This is a genomic window from Microbacterium sp., from assembly GCF_036566905.1.
Taxonomy (GTDB): Bacteria; Actinomycetota; Actinomycetes; order Actinomycetales; family Microbacteriaceae; genus Microbacterium.
Genome location: NZ_DATCVK010000218.1, coordinates 83,933 through 106,355 on the forward strand (window position 1 = coordinate 83,933; position 22,423 = coordinate 106,355).

Consider the following 22,423-nt stretch of genomic DNA (forward strand, 5'->3'; position numbering starts at 1 on the left):
ACGTCGCCGCCTGAAAAGTCGTAGTGCAGGACGCGCAAACTCAGGCCTTCGTCTGGACGATATATATCTACGTGAAGCCTGAAGATGCCCTAGCCGCCCTCCGCTCCCTCGACGCGCTCGCCCCGCAGCGCCGACGCGAACTCATGGCACGCGCCGTCCACGCGCCAACCGATGCCGCCCGCGCTCGACTTGTCTTCGTTGCTCGCGCCGAAGATGCGCGTGTGTCCGAGGAGCTAGAGGAGACCGGGCGGGAAGTTTATGAAGCTCGCCTGAAGGCGATGCGTGAGCGGGAACTATCCGAGGACGCGCCGGAGAAGTCTTCAGTGCTCGTCTCCCGCCCTCTGAGGATTGAGGAGGGCATCTACCTGCCCCCGGCGCGTCCGGTGACTGTCCGCTTCGTGGAACCGCGAAAGCCGGATGCCGAAATCCCCGAGCGCCGGGCCAACGTAATCGGCATGAACCATGCTCAGCGCGTGGCCGAGCGCGAGCAGCAACAGCACGTTCCTACTGTGCTAGCGGTGCACCCGAAGACGGGCACGCCACTTGTCCACGGTTCACGTGGTTACAGGCTGGGTTGCCGTTGCGACGAGTGCAAGATCGCCAAGCGCCAGAGCAGGACACCGAAGGGTGCCCGTCGCCCGAACGGGGAACCCGCGCCCCACGGCAGTCTGACGCGCTACAAGACGTGCCGTTGCGATGACTGCCGCAATGCTGCCCGGGAAAACGCACGAGAGTACCGGGCCAGGAGACGTGCCGAAACCACTTTGGACGATAAGTAGTAGTGAGACGTATACATAGTCTCAGCGGAGTTCGGAAACCGCGTCACTTAGGTGAGCCAGCCGGTAAGCGTTTCTTCCATCTCTTCCGCGACCGGCTGGCTTCCCCTCTCTCCGAACAGAGAGGCAATGAAGATATGGAATCAAGAAAATGGCACCCAAGCCTACTCAGAAGACGGATCAGCATACCCTGAAGCCGTTCGAGTTCCACGAATTCGTGCAACATTTCCCGCACGCCGCGTTGGCGAAAGCTGGCATCAGTCGCAATGCATTCGTGAGCGTGAGCGTAATGCTTTCTCGGCATTGCACGTTCAAGACTGGCGAGCATATCTATCCCAGTGTCGGAACTCTCGCTGACGAAGCGGGCGTGAGCAAGCCGACCGTGCGGAAGGTACTCGCGTACCTGCAACGGATCGGCGCGCTCGAAGCTGTCGGCACACACCGGAACCCGGGCGGCGGCACGCCGGTCACCGAGTACAGGTTTCGCGTTAGTCAGACCGTGCGCGAAGTCCTCACGGTGAAGGATCGCAACTACCGCAGTGGCAATCTCAGAACCACTGAGACAGCCCCAGTAGAAAACTCAGAACCACTGAGGGTCAATCTCAGAACCACTGAGGGTCAATCTCAGAACCACAATAGGAGTCATAAGGAAAATATGAATGACTCGTCGGAAGAATCCTCCTCGCCCGCGCCTGTCGTCGCTGAGCCTTCGGCTCGCTCCGGCGCGCCGAATGTCGGGGATGAACAAGAGGTTCCCGACTGGATGGATGACTTGCTTTCTTCGGTTGGCTCGCCCGTCCTCGATGGCCTCTGAGACGCCCTGCGCGGCAATCTGAGAGCAAAACACCTATTCGAGCTATCGGTGCGTATTGGCACATTTCTGAGGCTTTGTACGGGCATACACCATTACCGATGAGTCCTCACGCCATTCGCGAAACGATCCGAGAATGGAGGCACTTCTCGAAAGTGCGATAGTAACTAATGGCGGGTAGTGCAGAGCGTCGATCACATCGTGTTCGTAGGAACTCCTTGACGATGTGCTGGTCGAAAACTGGGCTTCTCTGCACTACTACGCCACAGATTTCAAGGGAAGTACAGGAATGAGCAGGACGGGAAGACCATCATCTGTGGAGACACACGCTCTTCGCGGACGCATCGAAGAGGCGCTAGACGCTGGCGAGACATACGAGTCCATTCGCACCTGGACAGGGCTGTCTGTCTCCAGCTTGAGCCGCTTCGCAATTTCTCGAAAGTCCGACCTCGCCAAGCTCGTAGATGGAGAGCCGAGCACCACAGATGTGATCCTCCGCTCCATCGAGATTGCGGATGATGCTCGCGATCTTCGACGCCGAACAAAGCGGCTCAACGCGACGCCCGTTGCTCGCGCGAGGGCAATCAAGGTTGAGGCCGAAGCGCTCACAGTCGTGATTGACCGGCTCGGGATCGATGACACTGCCGCCGAGAAGACATTCGAGCAGACGCAGGCTCTCCTCCAAGCGCTGGCCGATCACGCGATGACCGATCCGGACAGCACTCGCTCACTCCTGCGGACCATGAGGGCGCACCCTGCCCTTTCCCAACTGGCAGAAGCGCTACAGCGCAGATTGAGGAAGACACGATGAGTAAGACGACGGAACCCCGCATTATTCATATTCGCGCGTCTGGCGTGACCTTGCCAGCCGTGAGCGCCGCAGGCGATGCCGTCGCGGGACGCGTCATGCGACGCGGCGAGGAAGTAGAAATCACTCCCGACCTATACGCGGCGACTATTGACCGTACAGGAGCGAGCTTCCTCGATCAGACCCCCGAGGAGCAGGTTAAGCGGTACGGCATGGTCAAGTGGGCCGACGGCCCTTGCCCTCCCGAAATCCAGGTTGGCGATGACGATGAGGGCTACCGGTACAAGGCAGGACTCCGCGCCCGTGAGGACGCCAAGGCCGTCAGCAATCCCACCGACCGCAGAGAAGCACTCGCGGATGTAGAAGCCGAGTACGGCGACGTTCTCCACGTGCGCCCGCAGTACAACCCCGCGCACCCGATTGGTTTCTAGAAAATGAGCACTACGAAGTCGCGAACCGCCGATGACGCGATGCTTGCCCTGCTCGATGTGCTCGATGAAATCCATACCGGAAAACTTCGACTCCCGGTCAGTGCCGTTGAGGACTTGAATCGTGGGCTTTTCGCGCTCGCCAGGATTGCAGGGGAGCGACCATGAACCATGCTGCAGAGCTTCGAGCCCTCATCGCAGACATGAGGAGTATCGAAGCCGATTACGCGCCGACGCCGGACACGTGGACCGAGGAAGCCATCCGGGGCATTTTCGAGAATCCCGAGTCGGAGCGCCTTCTACGCGGCGAGCATCACACGTACACGCCCGAGGAGCGCCGCGAGGTAGATCGCCTCAGCAAGATTGCCGCCGAGGAAGCTCGCAACCAGTGATCACAGAATTCTGAGTGCGCATGGTCTAGCCGCGCTCAGTCTGCCGCCCGCAGGGAGCGGCACAGCATCCCCCACACGGTTCGTCTCATCGCGTTCCTCCGTGTGGGGGATGTCTCTATCAAAAACGATGGTCGGGTGAGAGCGTGCTGATACCCGCGATCAGGTCCAACTCACCATCTCAAATATAGCTCTCACAACCTCTTGTTAAGACAGATGGGTTTTGAGAGTATTGAGACATGAGCCGCTACGCCTACATCCGCACCAGCACCAAGGATCAAAACGCCGACCTTCAGCGAGATGCAATCGCCAAGATCGACGGGATCAAGCGCGTCTACGCTGACGAAGGCGTAAGCGGCACGCTGGCATCCCGTCCGGACTGGGACCGGCTGATTGATCGACTCGAAGAGGGCGATGAGGTCATCGTTTGGAAGTTCGACAGGATCGGACGCAACACGATGAACGTCCTGGAAGCCGTGAAGACCATCACGGACAAGGGAGCCGCGTTCCGTAGCCTGACGGAGCAGATCGACACGTCAGGCCCGATGGGACAAGCGATGCTCACAATCATGGCCGCTTTCGCCCAGCTTGAGCGCGACACCATCGCAGAGCGCACCCGCGCGGGACTCCTGGCCGCGAAGGCGAAAGGCAAGATCGGCGGGCGTCCGTCTGTGGTGGATGCGAAGAAGCTCGCGACGATCAAGAAACTCGTAGCGTCCGGAGACCACAGCCGCGCCGACATCGCGCGCATGGTCGGCGTGTCCCCTGCCACCCTCTACCGGGTGATCGCGACGCTCTGACGGGCCGTGGCAGAAGAATCTGACTTCCGCCCCGACGCCTCGATAGCCTGAAGCGGTGAGTGAACAGCCGCCATGGAGACCGATAGTCGCGACTGGACGAGAGGACGTGCTAACGGAAGGATTCCCCGTCTATCTGCGTGAGGCCATCTATCCGTGGATGTCAGCGCGGGCAGGCGCGGACGGCGGCTGGGCAAAGGCAGATTTCTTCGTTGAGTTTCAGAACGCAGCGAAAACTGACATCGGGTTTAGATCTGGCGGGTATCACAAGTGGCGCGACGCGGTTCTGCCGCAGTTGAGAGCCGTTGACGATGCCGTGTTCACCAATCTCGTTCACTACGGTCTGAGCAGGCACTTTGTCTCTCAGGGCACCAAGACGCTACCCCTCGAAGACGTGCTCAGCGACGGCGGGTCAGCGTGGACGGTGGTCCGCGCAGGCAACTACGCAGCCCTGACGCAACGCGTGCCCGATGGCGTGAGAACAGCAATGGCTAGTGTTCTTTCCGCCACCGATGTGGCCTCCCGCAAGCTTCAGGAGGCTTGGTCAGACGCGTATGGAGTGAACCCGCGCCCATCCGTAGCATTCGGCCACGCTGTAGTTGCCGTGGAGACAGCCGCGCTGACTGTCATTCCGACCCCGGTGCCGGAACCCACGCTCGCCAACCTGTTCTCAATACTCGAAGCAGACAATCCCAAGTGGACGCTGGTGTTTCGCGACAGCGACAAGGCACCAGGTGCGAAGACTCTCGCGGCGATGATGCGGACTCTCTGGCGGGGCCACGAAAGTAGGCACGGGAGGCCGGACTACGCAGACGCCACCCTCGAAGAGGCTAGGGCGGCTGTCATCCTGGCGGCGACGCTCGTGCAATGGTTCACCACCGGAGTGGTGCGTCCTACGCAATAACTAGACGTGACACGCAGCCCCATGCGTTGCGCGTTCAACTGACGCCGAGCCGACCGGCGCTCGCCGCTGACTGGCCGCTACGCGCGGCGTCGTGCCAACTCCGTGCCAACTGGGTAGGCTTGAGATGCCTGTGAGAGCCTTTGATTTTCAAGAAAAAGGGACAGTCAAGGGCAGTTTGTAGAGACATGGCACATCTTCTGGGGGCCGAGGCCCTGCACCTGGAGTTCCCGACGAAGGTCGTCTTCGACCGGGTATCGCTCGGCATCGACGAGGGCGACCGCATCGGCGTCGTCGGCCGCAACGGCGACGGCAAGTCGAGCCTGCTGGCGATGCTCGCCGGCAGGCTCGAGCCCGACGGTGGCCGCGTGACGGTGCGCGGCGGCGTGCGCGTCGGCGTGCTCGACCAGGCGGACACCCTGGACGACACACTCACGGTGCGCGAGACGGTCGTCGGCGATCGCCCCGACCACGAGTGGGCCGGCGACTCCCGGGCGCGCGACGTCATCGCCGGGCTGCTGGGCGACCTGCCGTGGGACGGGCCCGTGGCGGGCCTCTCGGGCGGTCAGCGCCGGCGCGTGTCGCTGGCGACGCTGCTGGTGGGCGACCACGACGTGCTCTTCCTCGACGAGCCCACCAACCACCTCGACGTCGAGGCCATCGCGTGGCTCGCCGCGCACATCAAGGGCCGCTGGCCGGCGAACCAGGGAGGGCTCCTGGTCGTGACGCACGATCGCTGGTTCCTCGACGAGGTGTGCAACACCACGTGGGAGGTGCACGACCGCCTCGTCGAGCCCTTCGAGGGCGGCTATGCGGCGTACATCCTGCAGCGGGTCGAGCGCGACCGCCAGTCCGCGGTGATCGAGCAGCGGCGGCAGAACCTGGCACGCAAAGAGCTGGCGTGGTTGCGCCGCGGTGCCCCGGCGCGCACGTCGAAGCCGAAGTTCCGCATCGACGCCGCCAACGTCCTCATCGCCGACGTGCCCGAGATCCGCGACGCGACCGAGCTGCGCTCGCTCGCCGTCTCGCGCCTCGGCAAGGACGTCGTCGACCTTCTGGACGCCGCCGTCTCGTACGACGGGCGCGAAGTGCTGCATCCGGTCGAGTGGCGGATCGCCCCCGGTGAGCGCACCGGCATCCTCGGCGTCAACGGCGCCGGCAAGTCGACCCTTCTCGGGCTCGTGGCGGGGGATGTCGAGCCGACCGCGGGGCGGGTCAAGCGCGGCAAGACCGTGAAGGTCGCGACCCTCACCCAGCGCCTCGACGAGCTGGAGGAGCACCTCAACGATCCGGTGCGCGTCGTCATCTCCCGCCTGCGCACCACGTACACCTTCGGTGCGGGCTCCAAGGCGCAGGAGCTCACCCCCGGCCAGCTCCTCGAGAGCATGGGCTTCCAGAGCGCCCAGCTCTCGACGCCGGTGAAAGACCTCTCCGGTGGTCAGAAGCGCCGGCTGCAGCTGCTGCTCATCCTCCTCGAGCAGCCGAACGTGCTCATCCTCGACGAGCCCACGAACGACCTCGACACCGACATGCTCGCCGCCATCGAGGACCTCCTGGACTCCTGGCCGGGCACGCTCCTCGTCGTGTCGCACGACCGCTACTTCATCGAGCGCGTCACCGACCAGCAGTACGCGATCCTCGACGGTCACCTCCGCCATCTGCCGGGCGGTGTCGACGAGTACCTGCGCCTGAGGGCCCGGTCGCTGAGCGACCGTGACGAGGCGAAGCGCACGAGCGGGACGGATGCCGCGGCCGCAGGCCCCGCCGCGACGGCGGGCCTCGCCGGGCCGGAGCTGCGCGCCGCGCAGAAGGAGGTGTCCGCCCTCGAGCGGCGCCTGACCAAGCTCGAGGCGCAGATCGGCGCCGCTCGCACGGCGCTCGCCGACCACGACCAGGCGGATTACGTGGGCCTGGGCGCCGAGATGACCCGCATCGGCGAGCTCGAGAAGGAGCGCGACGCGGTCGAGGAGCGCTGGTTCGAGCTCACCGAGCAGATCGGCTGAGCACGGGATCTAGTCGTGGGCGTCGAAGCCGAGGCTGAGCTTGCGCAGCAGCCCGGCGAGCCGCTCGCGGTCGCTCCGCGAGAGGGTGTCGAGCAACAGGGCCTCGGCGTCGACCAGACGCGTGATGGCGGCATCCACCCGGATCTTCCCCTCGTCGGTGAGGGTGACCAGGACGCTCCGGCCGTCGTCGGGATCGGACTCGCGACGCACCAGCCGGCGGCCGACGAGGCGATCGATGCGGTTGGTCATCGTGCCGCTCGAGACGAGCGTCTGCTGCAGCAGCTGCTTGGGACTGAGCTGGAACGGCTCTCCCGCGCGGCGGAGGGCCGACAGCACGTCCCACTCCCACGGCTCGAGCTCGCTGCGTCGGAAGGCGTCGCGCCGCGCGCGGTCCAGGTGCCGCGAGAGCCGGTCGACGCGCGAGAGCACGCCGAGCGGCGAGAAGTCGAGGTCGGGGCGCTGCGTCGTCCACGCCTCGACGATGCGGTCCACTTCGTCGCTCTGCGCCGTCATGCCCTCATTATCGCGGGGCCGGCGCTCCGGCATGCTCAGCGACCGGAGGCGGTCTGGCAGACTTGACGGGCGGCATCCGGAGTCCTGGTCGCCGCGTTCCGCCGTGGTGTAACGGCAGCACGACAGCCTTTGGAGCTGTGAGGTTCAGGTTCGAATCCTGGCGGCGGAGCATGACCGACACCACCCCTGACAACGCTCTGGCCGTCATCGTCCTCGCCGCCGGACAGGGCACGCGTATGAAGTCGTCGCTGCCGAAGGTGCTGCACCGGATCGGCGGTCGTCCGCTCGTCGGGCACGTGCTCGCCTCTGCGGCCGCGCTGGCGCCGGCGCGCACGCTCGTCGTCGTGCGGCACGAGCGCGATCAGGTCGCCTCCGCGGTCGCCGACCTCGCGCCCGACGCGCGGGTCGTCGACCAGGACGAGATCCCCGGCACCGGTCGTGCCGTCGAGGTCGCCCTCGCGCAACTCGAAGGCTTCGCCGGCGATGTGCTGGTGCTCTCGGGCGACTGCCCGCTGGCGGATGCCGGGACCCTGACCGCTTTCCTCGCGGCGCACCGTACGACCGACGCGGAAGTGACGGTCATGACCGCCGTCGTCGACGACCCGAACGGGTACGGACGCGTGATCCGCGACGCCGACGGCGACGTCGCACGCATCGTGGAGCAGAAGGACGCCGACGACGCCGAGGTCGCGGTCCGCGAGATCAACGCGGGCATGTACGTCTTCCGCGTCGACGCGCTGCGCACCCACCTGCCGGCGATCGGCACCGACAACGCCCAGGCCGAGAAGTACCTCACCGACGTCGCCGGCCTCGTCCGTCGCGCGGGCGGCAGGGTCGCGGCATCCGTCGTCGACGACGTCACCGTGACGTACGGCGTGAACGACCGCGCACAGCTCTCGGAGGTCGGGCGCCTGCTCAACGCGCGCACCGTGCGCCGCTGGCAGCTCGAGGGTGCGACGATCCTCGACCCGGCGACCACCTGGATCGACGTCGATGCGAAGCTCGCCCCCGACGTGACCGTGCTGCCCAACACGCACATCCTCGGCGCCACCGTCATCGACACCGGCGCGATCGTCGGACCCGACACGAGCCTCGTCGACTGCGAGGTCGGTGAGGGCGCGACCGTCCGGCGCACCGACGCGACGCTCGCCGTGATCGGCGCCCACGCGACCGTCGGCCCCTTCGCGTTCGTCCGTCCGGGCACGTACCTGGGCGCCAGGGGCAAGATCGGCACCTTCGTCGAGACGAAGAACTCGACGATCGGCGAGGGCAGCAAGGTGCCGCACCTGTCGTACATCGGCGACACCACGATCGGCCGCGGCGTCAATCTCGGGGCCGGCGCGATCACCGCCAACTACGACGATCTGGCCAAGCACCGCACCGAGATCGGCGACGAAGTGCACGCCGGCTCGCATAACGTCTTCGTGGCGCCCGTTAGGATCGGAGACGGCGCGAAGACGGGGGCGGGGGCGGTCATCCGCAAGGATGTGCCCGCCGGTGCTCTCGCTCTCAGCGTCGCCCCTCAGCGCAACGTCGAGGGGTGGGTCGAGAAGAACAGACCGGGTACCCACGCGGCGGATGTCGCCGCCAAGGCCCGCAGCGCACAGAAGGCGGACGATGGCGCGCAAGAAGAAGACCGTTGAACTCGACCGGGCGAATGACATCGCCCCCGGCCTCGTCGCCAAGACGAAGAAGCGGCTCGTCATCGCGCGCGGGAGCTCGCACCCCGAGCTCGCGGCGCAGGTCGCCGAGCAGCTGAGCACGGAGCTGGTCCCCACCGAGTACCGCACCTTCGCGTCGGGCGAGATCCTGACGCGGTTCGAGGTCTCGATCCGCGGCTGCGACCTGTTCCTGATCCAGAGCTTCGGGCCCCCGGTCAACGAGTGGATGATGGAGACCCTCATCATGCTCGACGCCGCGAAGCGGGCGTCGGCCAAGCGCATCACCGTCGTCGCGCCGTACTTCCCGTACTCGCGTCAGGACAAGAAGGGCCGGGGCCGCGAGCCCATCAGCGCCCGCCTCGTCGCCGACCTCTTCAAGACCGCCGGGGCCGACCGCGTCATGAGCGTCGACCTGCATGCCGCGCAGATCCAGGGCTTCTTCGACGGACCCGTCGACCACCTGTTCGCCAAGCCCGTGCTGCTGGAGTACTTCGAGAACACGCTCAGCGAGACGGACCGCGACCGTCTCACGGTCGTCTCGCCCGACACCGGACGCGTGCGCGTCGCCGACCAGTGGTCCGACAGCCTCGACGCGCCGCTGGCGATCATCCACAAGCGCCGCGATCCCAACGTCGCCAACCAGGTGACCGTCAACGAGATCGTCGGCCAGGTCGACGGCCGGGTGTGCCTGCTCGTCGACGACATGATCGACACCGGCGGCACGATCGTGAAGGCCGCCGAGGCGCTCAAGGCCAACGGCGCGACCAAGGTCATCGTCGCCGCGACGCACGCGATCTTCAGCGATCCCGCGGCCGAGCGCCTGCAGAGCCCGGCGATCGACGAGGTCGTCGTGACCGACACGGTGCCGATCCCCGACGAGAAGCGGTTCCCGAGCCTTACGATTCTGCCTATCGCACCGCTGCTCGCACGCGCGATCCACGAAGTGTTCGAGGACGGCTCCGTCACCAGCATGTTCGACGGGGCGGCCTGACGCCGGCACAGGGTCGGACCCCCGACTCCGCGGCGGCGACGGAAGGATGAAGAATCCATGACGCAGCCGCTGAACTCCCCACCGTTGACCGAAGCGCGCCTGACGGTGGCGCGTCCCTGGGCGCTGGCCGTCGACGACGTGCTCGCCCATCTCGAGGCCGACGCCGCGGGACTGAGTACCGACGACGCGGTGGCGCGCCTCGGGATCGCCGGACCCAACCGCCTCCCCGAGCCGGCGCGCAAGCCGGCGCTGCTGCGGTTCCTGGCGCACTTCAACGACACCCTGATCTACATCCTGCTGGGCGCCGCCGTCATCAAGGCGCTCATGGGGGACTGGCTCGACTTCTGGGTGATCATGGTCGTCGCCATCATCAACGCGGTGATCGGCTACATCCAGGAGGGGCGGGCCGAGAAGGCGCTCGCCGGCATCCGCGGGATGCTGTCGGCCGATGCCAGTGCGCGCCGCGACGGCGGCTGGGTGACGGTGCCCGCCGCCGACCTGGTGCCGGGCGACGTCGTGCGGCTCATGCCCGGCGACAAGGTGCCCGCCGACCTCCGGCTGCTGCAGGCCTTCCAGTTGCGCATCGACGAGGCCGCGCTCACGGGGGAGTCCGTCCCGTCGTCGAAGACCACCGATCCGGCGGCGCCGGAGGCGGGGGTGGGCGACCGCGGATCGATGGCGTTCTCGGGCACCATCGTCAGCGCCGGGCAGGGCCGGGGCGTGGTCACCGCGACCGGATCGGACACCGAGCTCGGCCGCATCCAGAGCCTCGCCGACGAGGCCGAGTCGCTCGCCACCCCGCTCACCCGTCAGCTCGACGGCTTCGGGCGCGTGCTCACCGTCGTGATCCTGGCGATGGCGGCGATCATGATGATGATCGGGCGCTTCCTGCACGGGATGCCGTACCCCGAGCTCATCTCGGCGGCGATCGGCTTCGCCGTCGCGGCGATCCCCGAAGGGCTCCCGGCGCTGGTGACGATCACGCTCGCGATCGGCGTGCAGCAGATGGCCCGCCACAACGCCATCACACGCAAGCTTCCCGCGGTCGAGGCGCTCGGCTCGGTGACCACGGTGTGCTCCGACAAGACGGGCACGCTCACCCGCAACGAGATGACCGTGCGGCACATCGTCACACCGCTCGCCGAGTACAGCGTCACCGGGCTCGGCTACGTGCCCGAAGGCGACATCGTCCCTGCTGCCGGGGGTGCGGAGGCTGCCGCGGGCGCCGGGACGCCGGCCGACCGCGGCGATCTGGCGGCGCTCCTGGCCATCGCGACGCTCTGCAACGACGCCCACATCGTCCGCGGCGACGACGGCGCGTGGGGCCTCGTCGGCGAGCCGACGGAGGGCGCGCTCAAGGTGGTCGCGATGAAGGGCGGTGTGGGCAGCGCCGGCGGACGCCGGGTCGCCGTCATCCCGTTCGACTCCGCGAACAAGCTCATGGCGACCCTCAACGAGGGCGCCCGGTCCGGGGGTGCCGCCGGCGAGGTCTCGCGCGCGATCCTCGTGAAGGGAGCACCCGACCGCCTGCTCGAGCGCTCGCTCACCCAGCGGGGAGCCGACGGGTCCGAGCCGCTCGACCTGGTGCGCTGGAACACGGCGATCGAGGCGTTGAGCTCGCAGGGACTGCGCGTGCTCGCGGCGGCGCGCAAGCCGGTGCGACCGACGACGGATGAGTTCGCGCTCGACGACCTCATCGACCTCGAGTTCATCGGCCTGTGGGGGATCGTCGACCCGCCCCGGCCGGAGGCCGTCGAGGCGATCGCGGACTGCCACACCGCCGGCATCCGCGTGAAGATGATCACGGGGGACCACGCCGGCACGGCGCTCGCCATCGCACACGAGATGGGGCTCGCAAGTGCCGATGCCGAGGTGCTCACCGGCGCCGAGCTCGAGGCGCTCACCCAGGAGCAGCTGCGCGGGGTCGTACGCGACGTCGACGTGTACGCGCGCACGAGCCCCGAGCACAAGATCCGCATCGTGCGGGCACTGCAGTCGCACGGCGAGGTCGTCGCGATGACCGGTGACGGCGTCAACGACGCTCCCGCGCTGACGCGGGCCGACGTCGGCATCGCGATGGGCATCAAGGGCACCGAGGCGACCAAGGAGGCCGCCGAGTTCGTGCTGGCCGACGACAACTTCGCGACGATCCGCAGCGCGATCGCCGAGGGGCGTCGCATCTACGACAATCTGCGCAAGTCGATCGTGTTCCTGCTGCCGACCAACGGGGCGCAGTCGCTCGTGATCCTGGTCGCCGTCGTGTTCGGGCTTGCACTGCCGATCACGAGCGTGCAGGTGCTGTGGGTCAACATGGTGACCGCGGTGACCCTCTCGCTCGCCCTCGCGTACGAGCCGGCCGAGCGCGGCATCATGCGCCGCCCGCCGCGCGCCACCGGCGGGCCGATCATCGATCGCCGCGAGCTCGGCTTCGTGCTGGTCGTGTCGTTCCTCATCGGCGGCGCGGCGATGGGCGTCTTCTACGGCGTCGTCGCGACCGGAGCCGACATCGAGGTGGCCCGCACCGAGGCCGTGCTCATGCTCGCGCTCGGACAGCTCGCGTATCTGCTCAACTGCCGGTTCCTCGGGCGCTCGAGCCTCACGCTCGACGTGCTGCGGGGCAACCGAGTGGTGTGGTGGTCCGCCATCGCGCTCATCGTGCTGCAGGTGATCTACACCTACGTCCCCTTCATGAACGTGCTGTTCGACTCGCGACCGTTGGCCGCGGCATCCTGGATCCTCCCGATCGTGGTGTCCATCGGCATCTTCCTGGCCGTCGAGGTGCTCAAGGCGGTGCTGCGGGCACGCGGCACGTCATCGACATCCGCTGACACGCTCAAAGGCGGCTCATAGGACCGGTTGACAGGATCCTCTTCAGACGCTTCCGCGTCACCGCTCGCACGACACGAGCCCGACCCGAGCCAGGAGGACCGTCATGATCCGCACCGCACTCGCTTCCCGCCCCGTTCGCGCCGGAGCGGCGCTGACCGCCGTCGCCGGCGTCGCGCTCCTCGCCGGATGCGCGCCGGAGGCCTCGGAGGCCGAAGAACCGGCGACGACCGACACCTCGGAGAGCACCGACAGCAGCTCCGCCGACACCGGCTCGAGCGGTTCCTACGCCGACGGCACGTACACGGCGGACGGCTCGTACGCCACGCCCGAGTCGGTCGAGACGATCACCGTCACGGTGACCCTCGAGGACGACGTGATCACCGCGGTCGAGGTGACAGGCGACCCGCAGAAGCGCGAGTCGGAGCAGTACCAGGGCGAGTTCATCGGCGGCATCGCCGACGTCGTCGTCGGGCAGGACATCGACGACATCCAGGTCAGCCGCGTGGCGGGCTCGTCGCTCACCAGCGGCGGCTTCAACGAGGCCATCGAGACGATCAAGTCCGAGGCGGCGAACTAGTCCGTGAGCACGGTGCCGGACTCCTGGCGCTTCGACGCCATCGGCACCAGGTGGGAGATCGTCACCGAGCGTCGCCTGCCGGTGCCGGTGCGTGACGAGGTGACCGCCCGCATCGACGGGTTCGACCGCGAGTGGTCGCGGTTCCGGGCGGACTCGGTGGTGAGCGCGCTGGCGCGGACGGCCGGCGCCGTCCCCGCACCCGCAGACGCCGTGCCGATGCTCGACGCCCTGGCCGCCCTCTCGGACGCGACCGGAGGAGCCGTCAACCCGCTGGTCGGCGGATCGCTCGACGCCCTCGGCTACGACGCGGCCTACTCGCTGCGTGATCGCGGGGCAACGCCGGCACCCGCCGGATGGCGCGATCTGCTGAGCTGGCACGACGGGCGTCTCGCGCTCGTCGAGCCGGCCACCATCGACGTCGGCGCTCTCGGCAAGGGCCGCCTGGTGGACCTGATCCTCGGCATCCTGGTCCGCACCGAGGCCGGCGACATCACGGTGGACGCCGGCGGCGACCTCGCGGTGCGGGGGCACCCGCAGCGCATCGGCCTCGAGCACCCGTTCGACCCGCGTCGGGCGATCGGCGTGTGGGAGGTGACGGATGCCGCGCTCTGCGCGTCGGCCGTCAACCGCCGCGCATGGCCCTCGGCGACGGGCACCGGCACCCTGCATCACGTGCTCGACGCGCGCACCGGGCAGCCGGTGCGGACGATTGCCGCGACGTGGGCCGTCGCGACCGACGCGATGGCCGCCGACGCCGTCGCGACGGCCCTGTTCTTCGACGGCGGCCCCCGCCTCGCCCACGAGTGGGGCGCCGAATGGGTGCGCATGACGACGGACGGCCGCGTCGAGTGGTCTCCGGGATGCCGCGCCGACCTCTTCGTGCGAACGGATGTCGGACCCGGGATCGCGCCGGCTTCGCGACCGAATAGCCTTGAACAGTGACCGAACCCCTCTCCGGACACGTCGTCGCGGTCGCCCGCGACGACGCGCATCGCTTCAGCAAGCCGACGCGCGAGAGCATCACCCTGATCGCCGGCATCGGCGTCGAGGGCGACGCCCACGCCGGCACCACCGTGCAGCACCTGTCCCGCGTCCGGCGGGACCCCACGACGCCGAACCTGCGCCAGGTACACCTGATCCACGCGGAGCTGTTCGACGACATGGCCGAGCGCGGCCACGAGGTGCATCCGGGCGCCCTGGGTGAGAACGTGACCACCGCCGGCATCGACCTGCTCGGGCTGTCGCGCGGCACGCGACTCGCGCTCGGCGACGACGCCGTGATCGAGATCACCGGCCTGCGCAACCCGTGCGTCCAGATCGACGGCGTCTCGGAGGGGCTGATGAAGGAGCTCGTCCACCTCGACGACACGGGCGCCACCGTGCGCCTGGCGGGCGTCATGTCGGTCGTGCTCGAGGGCGGCGTCGTGCGTCCGGGCGACGGCATCCGCGTCATCCCGTCCGCAGGCCGCCACGAGCCCCTGCAGCCGGTGTGACCCCGATGGGCACTCTCACCGCCATCTGGAATCGCGCGTTCGCGGTGCTCGGCCGCGTGTCGATGTACCGCCTGGTGTATCTCGCGCTCGCGACGCTCGCGGCAGTGGCCCTGCTGCTCTCGTTCTTCGGCCTCGTCGGCCCCGATCCGCTGCAGCTGATCGTGACGCTCGCGGTGCTCTCGGCGGTGTGCGTGGGGGTGGATGCCGCCGCCCAGCGCGTGCTCAACCTGCCGTGGCGCCTGGAGTCGTCGCTGATCACGGCGCACATCCTGCTGTTCGTGCTGCGCCCGACGCTCGAGCTCGTGGGGCTGCTGGGGATCGTCATCGCCGCTGCGGTCGCCTCGCTCTCGAAGTACCTGCTCGCCTGGCGCGGCCGCCACATCTTCAACCCTGCGGCGATGGGCGCGACGGCGCTGACCCTGCTGAGCGTGGCGTGGCCCGATCTCGGCGCGTCATCCTGGTGGGTCGGGACACCCGCGCTCGCCGCCCCCGTCATCCTGCTGGGGCTCGCGGTGCTGGTGCGCACCGAGAAGCTGCGCGTCGTCGCCGTGTTCCTGGTGTTCGCGGTCGCGGTCGCGGTCTTCCGCACGGCCGCGCAGTACCAGGCCGCAGGCGTCGAGATCGACGTGCTCGACCTGCTGTGGCCGATCCTCTGGTCGTCGCCGTTCCTCTTCCTCGGGGCGTTCATGCTGTCCGAGCCGCTCACCCTGCCGCCGCGCCGCTGGCAGCAGCTGACCGTCGCCACGGTGGTCGGCGTGCTGGCCGGGTGGCCGATCCCGATCGGCGACATCACCCTCGGGCAGGAGCGGGCGCTCCTCGTCGGCAACCTCGTGGCGTTCGCGTTCGCCGTGCGCACCGCCGTGCGCCTCACCCTCGTCGCACGGTCGGAGCCCACGCCGAGCGTGCAGGAGCTCACCTTCCGCGTGCACGACCGGCTCGCGTTCCTTCCGGGCCAGTACCTCGAGCTCGAAGTGCCCCACCGTCACCCGGACGCCCGCGGCACGCGCCGCGAGTTCAGCATCGCGTCGGCGCCCGAGGACCTGCCGCTGCTGAAGGTGGCGTTCAAGGACGGCAAGACCACCAAGCCGCTCAGCTCGTACAAGAAGGCGCTCGCCGAGGTGCAGCCCGGCGACGCCCTCGCGATCACCGGCGTCTGGGGCGACTTCCTGCTGCCCAAGCGCGACGCGGCGCCGATCCTGATGGTGGCCGCCGGCATCGGCGTCACGCCGTTCGTGTCGCAGCTGCGCCACGCGCACGCCGCAGGCCTCGACCGCGACATCGTGCTCGTCTATGTGGCGTCGGACTCTTCAGAGCTGGCGTACCGCGACGAGATCGCGGCATCCGGGGCGCGCGTGATCCTGTTCACCCGTGACCGGCCGGCGGATCTGCCCGAGCACTGGCTGTGGGCCCAGGGTGTTCGCCTCGACGCCGACGGGCTGCTGCGCGTCGTACCCGACATCGGGTCGCGTCACGCGTACATCTCGGGCCCGGCGGCGCTCATCGCCGACCTGGCACCGGCGCTCGAGCGCGCCCGCACGATCACGACGGACGCCTTCAGCGGCTACTGAGGGCCCGCACTCACGTCGGTCGGGCCGGGTCGACCGGGCGAGCGGGTAGACGCACCTCGAACATCGTGTCGCCGGGGGTGCTCTCGACACGGATGCCGCCGCCATGGGCATCCACGATGGCCCGGGCGATCGAGAGGCCGAGGCCGGTGCCGCCGGTCTGGCGTGCACGTGAGCGGTCGGCGCGCGCGAAGCGCTCGAACAGCTCGTCCTTGATCGACGGATCGATGCCGGGGCCGTCGTCATGCACCCGCAGGACCGCCATGCCGTCGTCACGGGTGACGCTCACCGTCACCGTGGTGCCGGCGGGGGTGTGCGTGCGGGCGTTGGCCAGGAGGTTGGCGGCGACCTGGTGGAGCCGGCCGGTGTCGCCGGCGACGAGCACGGGTTCATCGCCCACGTCCAGCACCCACTCGTGGTCGGGACCGGTGGGTCGGGCATCGCCGACCGCGTCGATCACGAGCCGCGTCAGGTCGACCGTGCCGTAGACGAGCTCCTGGCCCTCGTCGAGGCGCGCCAGCAGCAGCAGGTCCTCGACGAGTGAGGTCATGCGCAGCGACTGCGCTTGGATGCGCTCGAGCGAGGCTTCCGTGGTCTCGATCGTCGCCGCGCCCTGTCCGCGGCTGAGGGCTTTGAGCGACAACTCGCTGTAGCCGCGGATCGATGAGAGCGGTGTGCGCAGCTCGTGGCTCGCGTCCGCGACGAACGCGCGCATGCGCTCCTCGTTGCGCTGGCGCGCGGTGAGCGATTCGTCGACGTGGTCGAGGAGCGTGTTCAGCGCTTCGCCCACGCGGCCGACCTCGGTGCGCGGGTCGGCCTGGTGCGACGGTACGCGTTCGGCGATGGTGACCTCGCCCTGGTCCAGTCGCTGGGTCGAGACCCGCGCCGCCGTGTCGGCGACCGCGCGCAGGGGTGCGAGGCCTCGCCGGATGGTCCAGGCGGTCGCGACCGCGAGGAGGAGCAGGCCGCCGGCGGTGAGGAGGCCGATCGTGGTGAGCATACGGGCGAGAGTCTCGGAGATTCCGGCCCGGGACAGCCCGACGATCGCGTACGCGCCGCCGAGGGAGACACCCTCGATCCGATACGTGCCGAGGTCGTCCACCGTGACGACGAACTGACCCTGCTGCGACGTGAGGCTCTGGGCGATGGCGTCGATCTGGTCGTCGGTGAGCGACACGACGGACCCGTCCGAGTCGACGATGGCAGCGGTCGGCTGGCCGGGCGTCGATTCCACGGCCAGGAAGAAACCCGGCCGGGGCGCCGGCTGCTGTTCCAGGATCTGCTCCGCCGTGAGACCGGTGGCAATGGGGCCGCGCATGAACTCGACGCTCTGGCGAGCCGCTTTCACCTCGTTGTCGAGCTGTGTCTCGAGCACCTGCCCGAGGATCGCGCTGGTCGCCACCGCGACGAGCACCATGATGAACGACGTGATGCCGACCACCGTGACGATGAGCTTGCGCTGCAGGGTCCACGGCGCACGGCGCGGGAGCCGGTCCTCGGCGGCGGCGTCGGCCGCGGTCTCGGCGGGGGCTGCGGAATCCTCGACGGATGCCGAGGCGCCGGCCGCGGCATCCGTCCCCGTCTTCTGTGCCTCGGGTGAGCCGGTCCCGTCGGTCACTGGGGCGCCTTGATCATGTAGCCGACGCCCCGGACGGTGTGGATGAGGGGCTCGCGGCCGGCGTCGATCTTCTTGCGCAGGTACGAGATGTAGAGCTCGACGACACTGGAGCGGCCGCCGAAGTCGTAGTTCCACACCCGGTCGAGGATCTGCGCCTTCGACACGACGCGGCGCTGATTGCGCATGAGGTAGCGGAGCAGCTCGAATTCGGTCGCGGTGAGCTCGATCTCCTCGCCCGAGCGCTCGACCTCGTGGCTGTCCTCGTTGAGGGTGAGGTCGCCCACGCGGAGGATCGGCTCAGCCCCCGCGGCGTGAGCGGTGCCGGCGCGACGCATGAGGCCCCGGAGGCGCGCCACGACCTCCTCGAGGCTGAAGGGCTTCGTGACGTAGTCGTCGCCGCCCGCCGTGAGGCCGGCGACGCGATCGCTCACGGCATCCTTCGCGGTGAGGAACAGCACGGGGACGTCGTCGCCCGCCTGACGCAGCCGCTGCAGCACGGCCATGCCGTCGAGGTCGGGCATCATGATGTCGAGCACCATCGCGTCGGGCTCGAACTCGCGGGCGGACTGCAGCGCCTCGAAACCCGAGCCGGCCGTCCGCACCTCCCATCCCTCCATGCGCAGCGCCATCGACAGCAGGTCGGTGAGCATCTGCTCGTCGTCCACCACGAGCACGCGGAGGTTCGAGCCGTCGGGACGCAGCAGGGCGGGTGCGGGGTTGGTCATGCGTCCATTGTGGACGTCTTCCTATGCGGTTCCTATGGAGCGCGCTATGCGCGGGCTGTGAAATCCCGGCGCCTCCGGAAGAGGAGCGCGGCGGCATCACATAACCGCTTCATAGGTGCTCCTTGCGGAGCGCATCACCGCTGTTCGTAGCGTCCTCTCGACGGCCGGCAATCCGCCCGCCAAGAGGAGACCCATGTACATGACCTATCTGCGGCGGGAGCTGGCCGGCCGCAAGAAGCAGACGATCATCGTGGCCGCCGGCCTCGCGATCGCCATCGCGCTCGTGATGATCGTGAACTCGCTCGCGGCCGGCGTGAGCGCCGCGCAGGCGCAGGCGCTCGAGTCGGTGTACGGCGTCGGCACCGACCTCACCGTCACGGGCGCGCAGGCCGAGCCCGGGCAGGGCGGCGCGCGGTTCGACTTCGGCGAGGACGGCGGCGAGACCACCGACGACGGCACGACGGAGCTCAGCCAGTCGCGGCTGGTGACCGAGCCGATGCGTTCGACCCTCGACGCCTCGACGCTCGACACGGTGACCGCCGTCGACGGCGTGGAGTCGGCGTCCGCTGCGCTCAGCCTCACGAACATGACGTTCTCGGGCGAGCTGCCGCAGCGCCCCGACTCGGGTGACACCGGCACGACGCAGGTACAGCCTCCGCAGCAGACCGAGGGCGGTGGCGGTGGCTTCGGCGGCGGCTCGTTCGGCGTGGACTCGTTCACGGTGCTCGGCATCGACCCGGCGGCCGACGCCGTGGGCCCGCTGTCGGCGGTGGAGCTGAGCGACGGCCGCGGCCTCGAGGCGTCCGACGACGGCGCGTACGTCGCCGTGCTCGATGCGACCTACGCCACGACCGCCGACCTCGCGGTCGGCGACACCATCGACGTCGGCGGCCAGGACTTCGAGATCGTCGGCCTCGTGGCCTCGACGTCCGACGAGGCCGACACCGCGTCGAACGTCTACGTCCCGCTGGACGTCGCCCAGGAGCTCTCGGGCGCCGGAGACGTGATCTCGACGGTCTACGTGCAGGCAGCCTCGTCCGACGCGATCTCGTCGGTGCAGACGGCGCTCCAGGAGGAGCTGCCCGACGCCACCGTGAGCTCGCAGTCCGATCTCGCCTCGACCGTGTCGGGGTCGCTCTCGAGCGCGTCGTCGCTCATCACGAGCCTCGGCACGTGGCTGTCGCTCATCGTGCTCGCCGTCGCACTCGTCCTCGCGGTGCTGTTCACGATCTCGGGCGTCTCGCGCCGCACGCGCGAGTTCGGCACGCTCAAGGCGATCGGGTGGTCCAACGGCCGCGTCGTGGGCCAGGTGGCGGGCGAATCGGTCGTGCAGGGCCTCATCGGCGGTGTCGTCGGCCTCGTGGTCGGTTTCGCCGGCATCCTCGCCATCAACGTCATCGCCCCGACCATCTCGACGGCGCCGTCGACCCAGGGCTTCGGGCCTGGCGGCGACGGCGCCCAGATGCCGGGCGGAGGCCCCGGCACGTTCGGCAACTCCGTCATGCAGCAGACGGGCGCCGACATCGTGCTGCAGGCACCGGTCACGCTGTGGGTCGTCGTCGCGGCGGTCGGCATCGCGGTCCTCGGGGGCCTGGTCGCCGGCGCCTTCGGCGGCTGGCGGGCTGCGCGGCTGAGCCCCGCCGAAGCCCTGCGGTCAGTGGGCTGAGGCTTCCGTGTCCGGGACCATCCCCCCTGCACCCGAATCCATCACCACGACACCATCTCCAAGAAGGGGAGAGCACGTCATGACCATGACCGACACCGAGGCCGCCTCGGCTCCGGATGCCGCAGCCGCGGCGCAGTACCGGCTCGAGGGCGTCACCCGCACCTACACGCAGAAGGGTCGCGTCGTGAAGGCGCTCGCCGGCGTCGACCTCACGATCGTCGCGGGGGACTTCGTCACGATCCAGGGACCCACCGGCGGCGGCAAGTCGACGCTGCTGCAGCTGCTGGGGGCGCTCGACCGCCCCAGCACCGGCTCGGTGCACCTCGGCGAGATCGACATCGCGACCGCGAGCAACCGTGAGCTCGGCCGCATCCGCGCGCACGAGATCGGCTTCGTGTTCCAGGGGTTCAACCTCATCCCGACGCTCACGGCGCACGAGAACGTCGACATGGCGCTGGAGCCGCTGGGGCTGACCAAGGACGAGCGCGCCACCCGCGTCGCCGAGGCCCTCGCGCACGTGGGCCTGGCCGAGCGCGCGGACCATCGGCCGGGCGAGCTGTCGGGCGGTCAGCAGCAGCGGGTCGCGATCGCGCGGGCGATCGTCAAGCGCCCGCGCGTGCTCCTCGCGGACGAGCCCACCGGCAACCTCGACGAGAGCATGCGGGACGAGATCCTCTCGGTGCTGCAGGCGCTCAACGACGAGGGGCTCACACTCATCGTCGTCACGCACGACTCGGCCGTCGCGCGCCGCGCCCGACGGCGGCTGCGGCTCGACAAGGGGACGGTGCGCGACATCACGCGCTGACCGGCGGCGTCACCCCGCCGATCAGCCCGCCGAGCGGGCATGGGCCGCGATGCGATCGAAGAGCGCGTCGCGGCCCTCGTCGATCCGCTGCTCCTCGGGGTGCGTGTCGTAATAGGCCAGGATGCGGCGGGCGCCCTCGTCGAAGGTGATCGTCGTACGGAACTCGGGCACGAGCTGCGTCACCTTCGACGAGTCGAACAGCATGGAGTGCGCCTTGTCGCCGATGAGAGTCGGGCCGAGCTCCGGTGCGAACGCCGCGATGGTGTCGGATGCCACGTGCACGAGGTCGGGGGAGTCGATGCCGGCGGCATCGGCCAGCCAGTCGTAGATCTGGTTCCAGGTCGGCGCGTGCGTGCCGGTGATGGTGAACGCCTCGCCGATCGCCGCCGGATTGCCGAGCAGTCCGTTGAACGCGACGGCGAAGTCGTCGGAGTGCGTGATCGTCCACAGGCTCGTGCCGTCGCCGTGGACGATGACGGGGCGCCCGGCGCGCATGCGCGCGATGTCGGTCCAGCCGCCGAGGGTCGGCAGCAGGCGCTCGTCGTAGGTGTGCGACGGTCGCACGATGGTCACCGGCAGGCCGCGGTCGCGATGCGCGGCGACGAGGACGTCCTCGCAGGCGATCTTGTCGCGCGAGTACTGCCAGAAGGGGTTCCGCAGCGGCGTCGACTCGGTCACCGGCACCCGGCGCGGCGGCTTCTCGTACGCCGAGGCCGAGCTGATGAAGACGTACTGCCCGGTGCGGCCCTCGAACAGCTCGAGATCGGTCGCGATGTGCTCGGGCGTGAAGGCCAGGAACTCGGCGACGACGTCGAACCGGCGGTCGCCGATGGCGGCGCGCACCGTCCCTGCGTCGCGCACGTCGGCCTCGATCAGCTCGACCTGCGGCGGCAGCGGACGTCGTGCGCTGCCGCGGTTGAGGACTGCGACGTCGTGCCCGAGAGCCACGGAGCGGCGAACGCACGCCGCGCTGATCGTTCCGGTACCGCCGATGTAGAGGATGCTCGTCACCCACGTGAGCCTACGCCGCGACCCGGGCGCCTCGGTGGGAGGCGCTCACTCGCTGA

21 protein-coding genes and 1 tRNA gene are annotated in these 22,423 nt (G+C 68.7%); 18 read left to right on the forward strand and 4 right to left on the reverse strand.

The features are described from left to right. Positions 1 to 23: 23 nt before the first annotated feature. The 8 genes from VIP82_RS19090 (at position 24) to VIP82_RS19125 (ending at position 6,913) form a co-directional block, all read left to right on the forward strand. Positions 24 to 779, forward strand: coding sequence for a hypothetical protein (locus tag VIP82_RS19090; protein ID WP_331911526.1), 756 nt, complete (start codon positions 24 to 26; stop codon positions 777 to 779). 148 nt (positions 780 to 927) lie between these two features. Further along, positions 928 to 1,590, forward strand: a complete 663-nt coding sequence (locus VIP82_RS19095; protein WP_331911528.1) for a hypothetical protein — start codon at positions 928 to 930, stop codon at positions 1,588 to 1,590. Positions 1,591 to 1,813: 223 nt separating this feature from the next. Continuing rightward, a complete protein-coding gene (locus tag VIP82_RS19100) occupies positions 1,814 to 2,398 on the forward strand; it encodes a hypothetical protein (RefSeq protein WP_331911530.1) in 585 nt (194 codons plus the stop codon). Further along, a complete protein-coding gene (locus VIP82_RS19105) occupies positions 2,395 to 2,826 on the forward strand; it encodes a hypothetical protein (protein ID WP_331911532.1) in 432 nt (143 codons plus the stop codon). The genes VIP82_RS19100 and VIP82_RS19105 overlap by 4 nt, the downstream gene beginning before the upstream one ends. Before the next feature lie 161 nt (positions 2,827 to 2,987). Next, the gene (locus VIP82_RS19110; RefSeq protein WP_331911534.1) at positions 2,988 to 3,215 is read left to right on the forward strand and encodes a hypothetical protein; all 228 of its coding nucleotides are present in this window, start codon (positions 2,988 to 2,990) and stop codon (positions 3,213 to 3,215) included. Between the two features lie 236 nt (positions 3,216 to 3,451). Next, the gene (locus VIP82_RS19115) at positions 3,452 to 4,012 is read left to right on the forward strand and encodes a recombinase family protein (RefSeq protein WP_331911536.1); all 561 of its coding nucleotides are present in this window, start codon (positions 3,452 to 3,454) and stop codon (positions 4,010 to 4,012) included. A gap of 55 nt (positions 4,013 to 4,067) precedes the next feature. After that, positions 4,068 to 4,913, forward strand: coding sequence for a hypothetical protein (locus VIP82_RS19120; protein WP_331911538.1), 846 nt, complete (start codon positions 4,068 to 4,070; stop codon positions 4,911 to 4,913). Between the two features lie 185 nt (positions 4,914 to 5,098). Further along, on the forward strand, positions 5,099 to 6,913 hold the full coding sequence (locus VIP82_RS19125; RefSeq protein ID WP_331911540.1) for an ABC-F family ATP-binding cassette domain-containing protein: 1,815 nt from the start codon (positions 5,099 to 5,101) through the stop codon (positions 6,911 to 6,913). A gap of 9 nt (positions 6,914 to 6,922) precedes the next feature. Here the strand turns inward: VIP82_RS19125 and VIP82_RS19130 are convergent, their stop codons facing one another. Continuing rightward, positions 6,923 to 7,426 (reverse strand): MarR family winged helix-turn-helix transcriptional regulator, encoded by a 504-nt coding sequence (locus tag VIP82_RS19130; protein WP_331911542.1) that lies wholly within the window; start codon positions 7,424 to 7,426, stop codon positions 6,923 to 6,925. Positions 7,427 to 7,523: 97 nt separating this feature from the next. Between VIP82_RS19130 and VIP82_RS19135 the strand changes: the two genes are divergently transcribed. From VIP82_RS19135 to VIP82_RS19170, 8 genes are all read left to right on the forward strand, one after another. Then, positions 7,524 to 7,595: transfer RNA gene (locus tag VIP82_RS19135), tRNA-Gln, on the forward strand. Position 7,596: 1 nt separating this feature from the next. Continuing rightward, complete coding sequence (gene glmU / locus VIP82_RS19140) at positions 7,597 to 9,069, forward strand: bifunctional UDP-N-acetylglucosamine diphosphorylase/glucosamine-1-phosphate N-acetyltransferase GlmU (RefSeq protein WP_331911544.1); 1,473 nt, start codon at positions 7,597 to 7,599, stop codon at positions 9,067 to 9,069. Next, complete coding sequence (locus VIP82_RS19145; protein WP_331911546.1) at positions 9,044 to 10,078, forward strand: ribose-phosphate diphosphokinase; 1,035 nt, start codon at positions 9,044 to 9,046, stop codon at positions 10,076 to 10,078. Before glmU ends, VIP82_RS19145 begins: the two co-directional genes overlap by 26 nt. 57 nt (positions 10,079 to 10,135) lie before the next feature. Further along, positions 10,136 to 12,928 carry an HAD-IC family P-type ATPase gene (locus VIP82_RS19150; protein ID WP_331911548.1) on the forward strand — a complete coding sequence of 931 codons (2,793 nt, stop codon included), beginning with the start codon at positions 10,136 to 10,138 and terminating at the stop codon, positions 12,926 to 12,928. A gap of 82 nt (positions 12,929 to 13,010) precedes the next feature. Continuing rightward, positions 13,011 to 13,484 (forward strand): FMN-binding protein, encoded by a 474-nt coding sequence (locus tag VIP82_RS19155; protein WP_331911550.1) that lies wholly within the window; start codon positions 13,011 to 13,013, stop codon positions 13,482 to 13,484. 3 nt (positions 13,485 to 13,487) lie between these two features. Further along, positions 13,488 to 14,426, forward strand: a complete 939-nt coding sequence (locus tag VIP82_RS19160) for an FAD:protein FMN transferase (protein WP_331911552.1) — start codon at positions 13,488 to 13,490, stop codon at positions 14,424 to 14,426. Further along, positions 14,423 to 14,977 (forward strand): MOSC domain-containing protein, encoded by a 555-nt coding sequence (locus VIP82_RS19165; protein WP_331911554.1) that lies wholly within the window; start codon positions 14,423 to 14,425, stop codon positions 14,975 to 14,977. Before VIP82_RS19160 ends, VIP82_RS19165 begins: the two co-directional genes overlap by 4 nt. A gap of 5 nt (positions 14,978 to 14,982) precedes the next feature. Then, positions 14,983 to 16,545, forward strand: coding sequence for an FAD-dependent oxidoreductase (locus VIP82_RS19170; protein WP_331911556.1), 1,563 nt, complete (start codon positions 14,983 to 14,985; stop codon positions 16,543 to 16,545). A 10-nt stretch (positions 16,546 to 16,555) separates the two neighbouring features. Here the strand turns inward: VIP82_RS19170 and VIP82_RS19175 are convergent, their stop codons facing one another. Beyond that, a complete protein-coding gene (locus VIP82_RS19175) occupies positions 16,556 to 17,959 on the reverse strand; it encodes a sensor histidine kinase (protein WP_414684705.1) in 1,404 nt (467 codons plus the stop codon). Between the two features lie 197 nt (positions 17,960 to 18,156). Beyond that, positions 18,157 to 18,885, reverse strand: coding sequence for a response regulator transcription factor (locus tag VIP82_RS19180; protein ID WP_308869607.1), 729 nt, complete (start codon positions 18,883 to 18,885; stop codon positions 18,157 to 18,159). A gap of 193 nt (positions 18,886 to 19,078) precedes the next feature. Here VIP82_RS19180 and VIP82_RS19185 point away from each other — a divergent pair, with 193 nt between their 5' ends. Together VIP82_RS19185 and VIP82_RS19190 are read left to right on the forward strand one after the other, a co-directional pair. Further along, entirely contained in the window at positions 19,079 to 20,551 is a 1,473-nt protein-coding gene (locus tag VIP82_RS19185) for an ABC transporter permease (protein WP_331911560.1), read from the forward strand. A 79-nt stretch (positions 20,552 to 20,630) separates the two neighbouring features. Continuing rightward, positions 20,631 to 21,356: an ABC transporter ATP-binding protein gene (locus VIP82_RS19190; RefSeq protein ID WP_331911562.1), complete on the forward strand. Its 726-nt coding sequence runs from the start codon at positions 20,631 to 20,633 to the stop codon at positions 21,354 to 21,356. Between the two features lie 21 nt (positions 21,357 to 21,377). Here the strand turns inward: VIP82_RS19190 and VIP82_RS19195 are convergent, their stop codons facing one another. After that, positions 21,378 to 22,367, reverse strand: a complete 990-nt coding sequence (locus VIP82_RS19195) for an SDR family oxidoreductase (protein ID WP_331911564.1) — start codon at positions 22,365 to 22,367, stop codon at positions 21,378 to 21,380. Between the last annotated feature and the right edge of the window lie 56 nt (positions 22,368 to 22,423).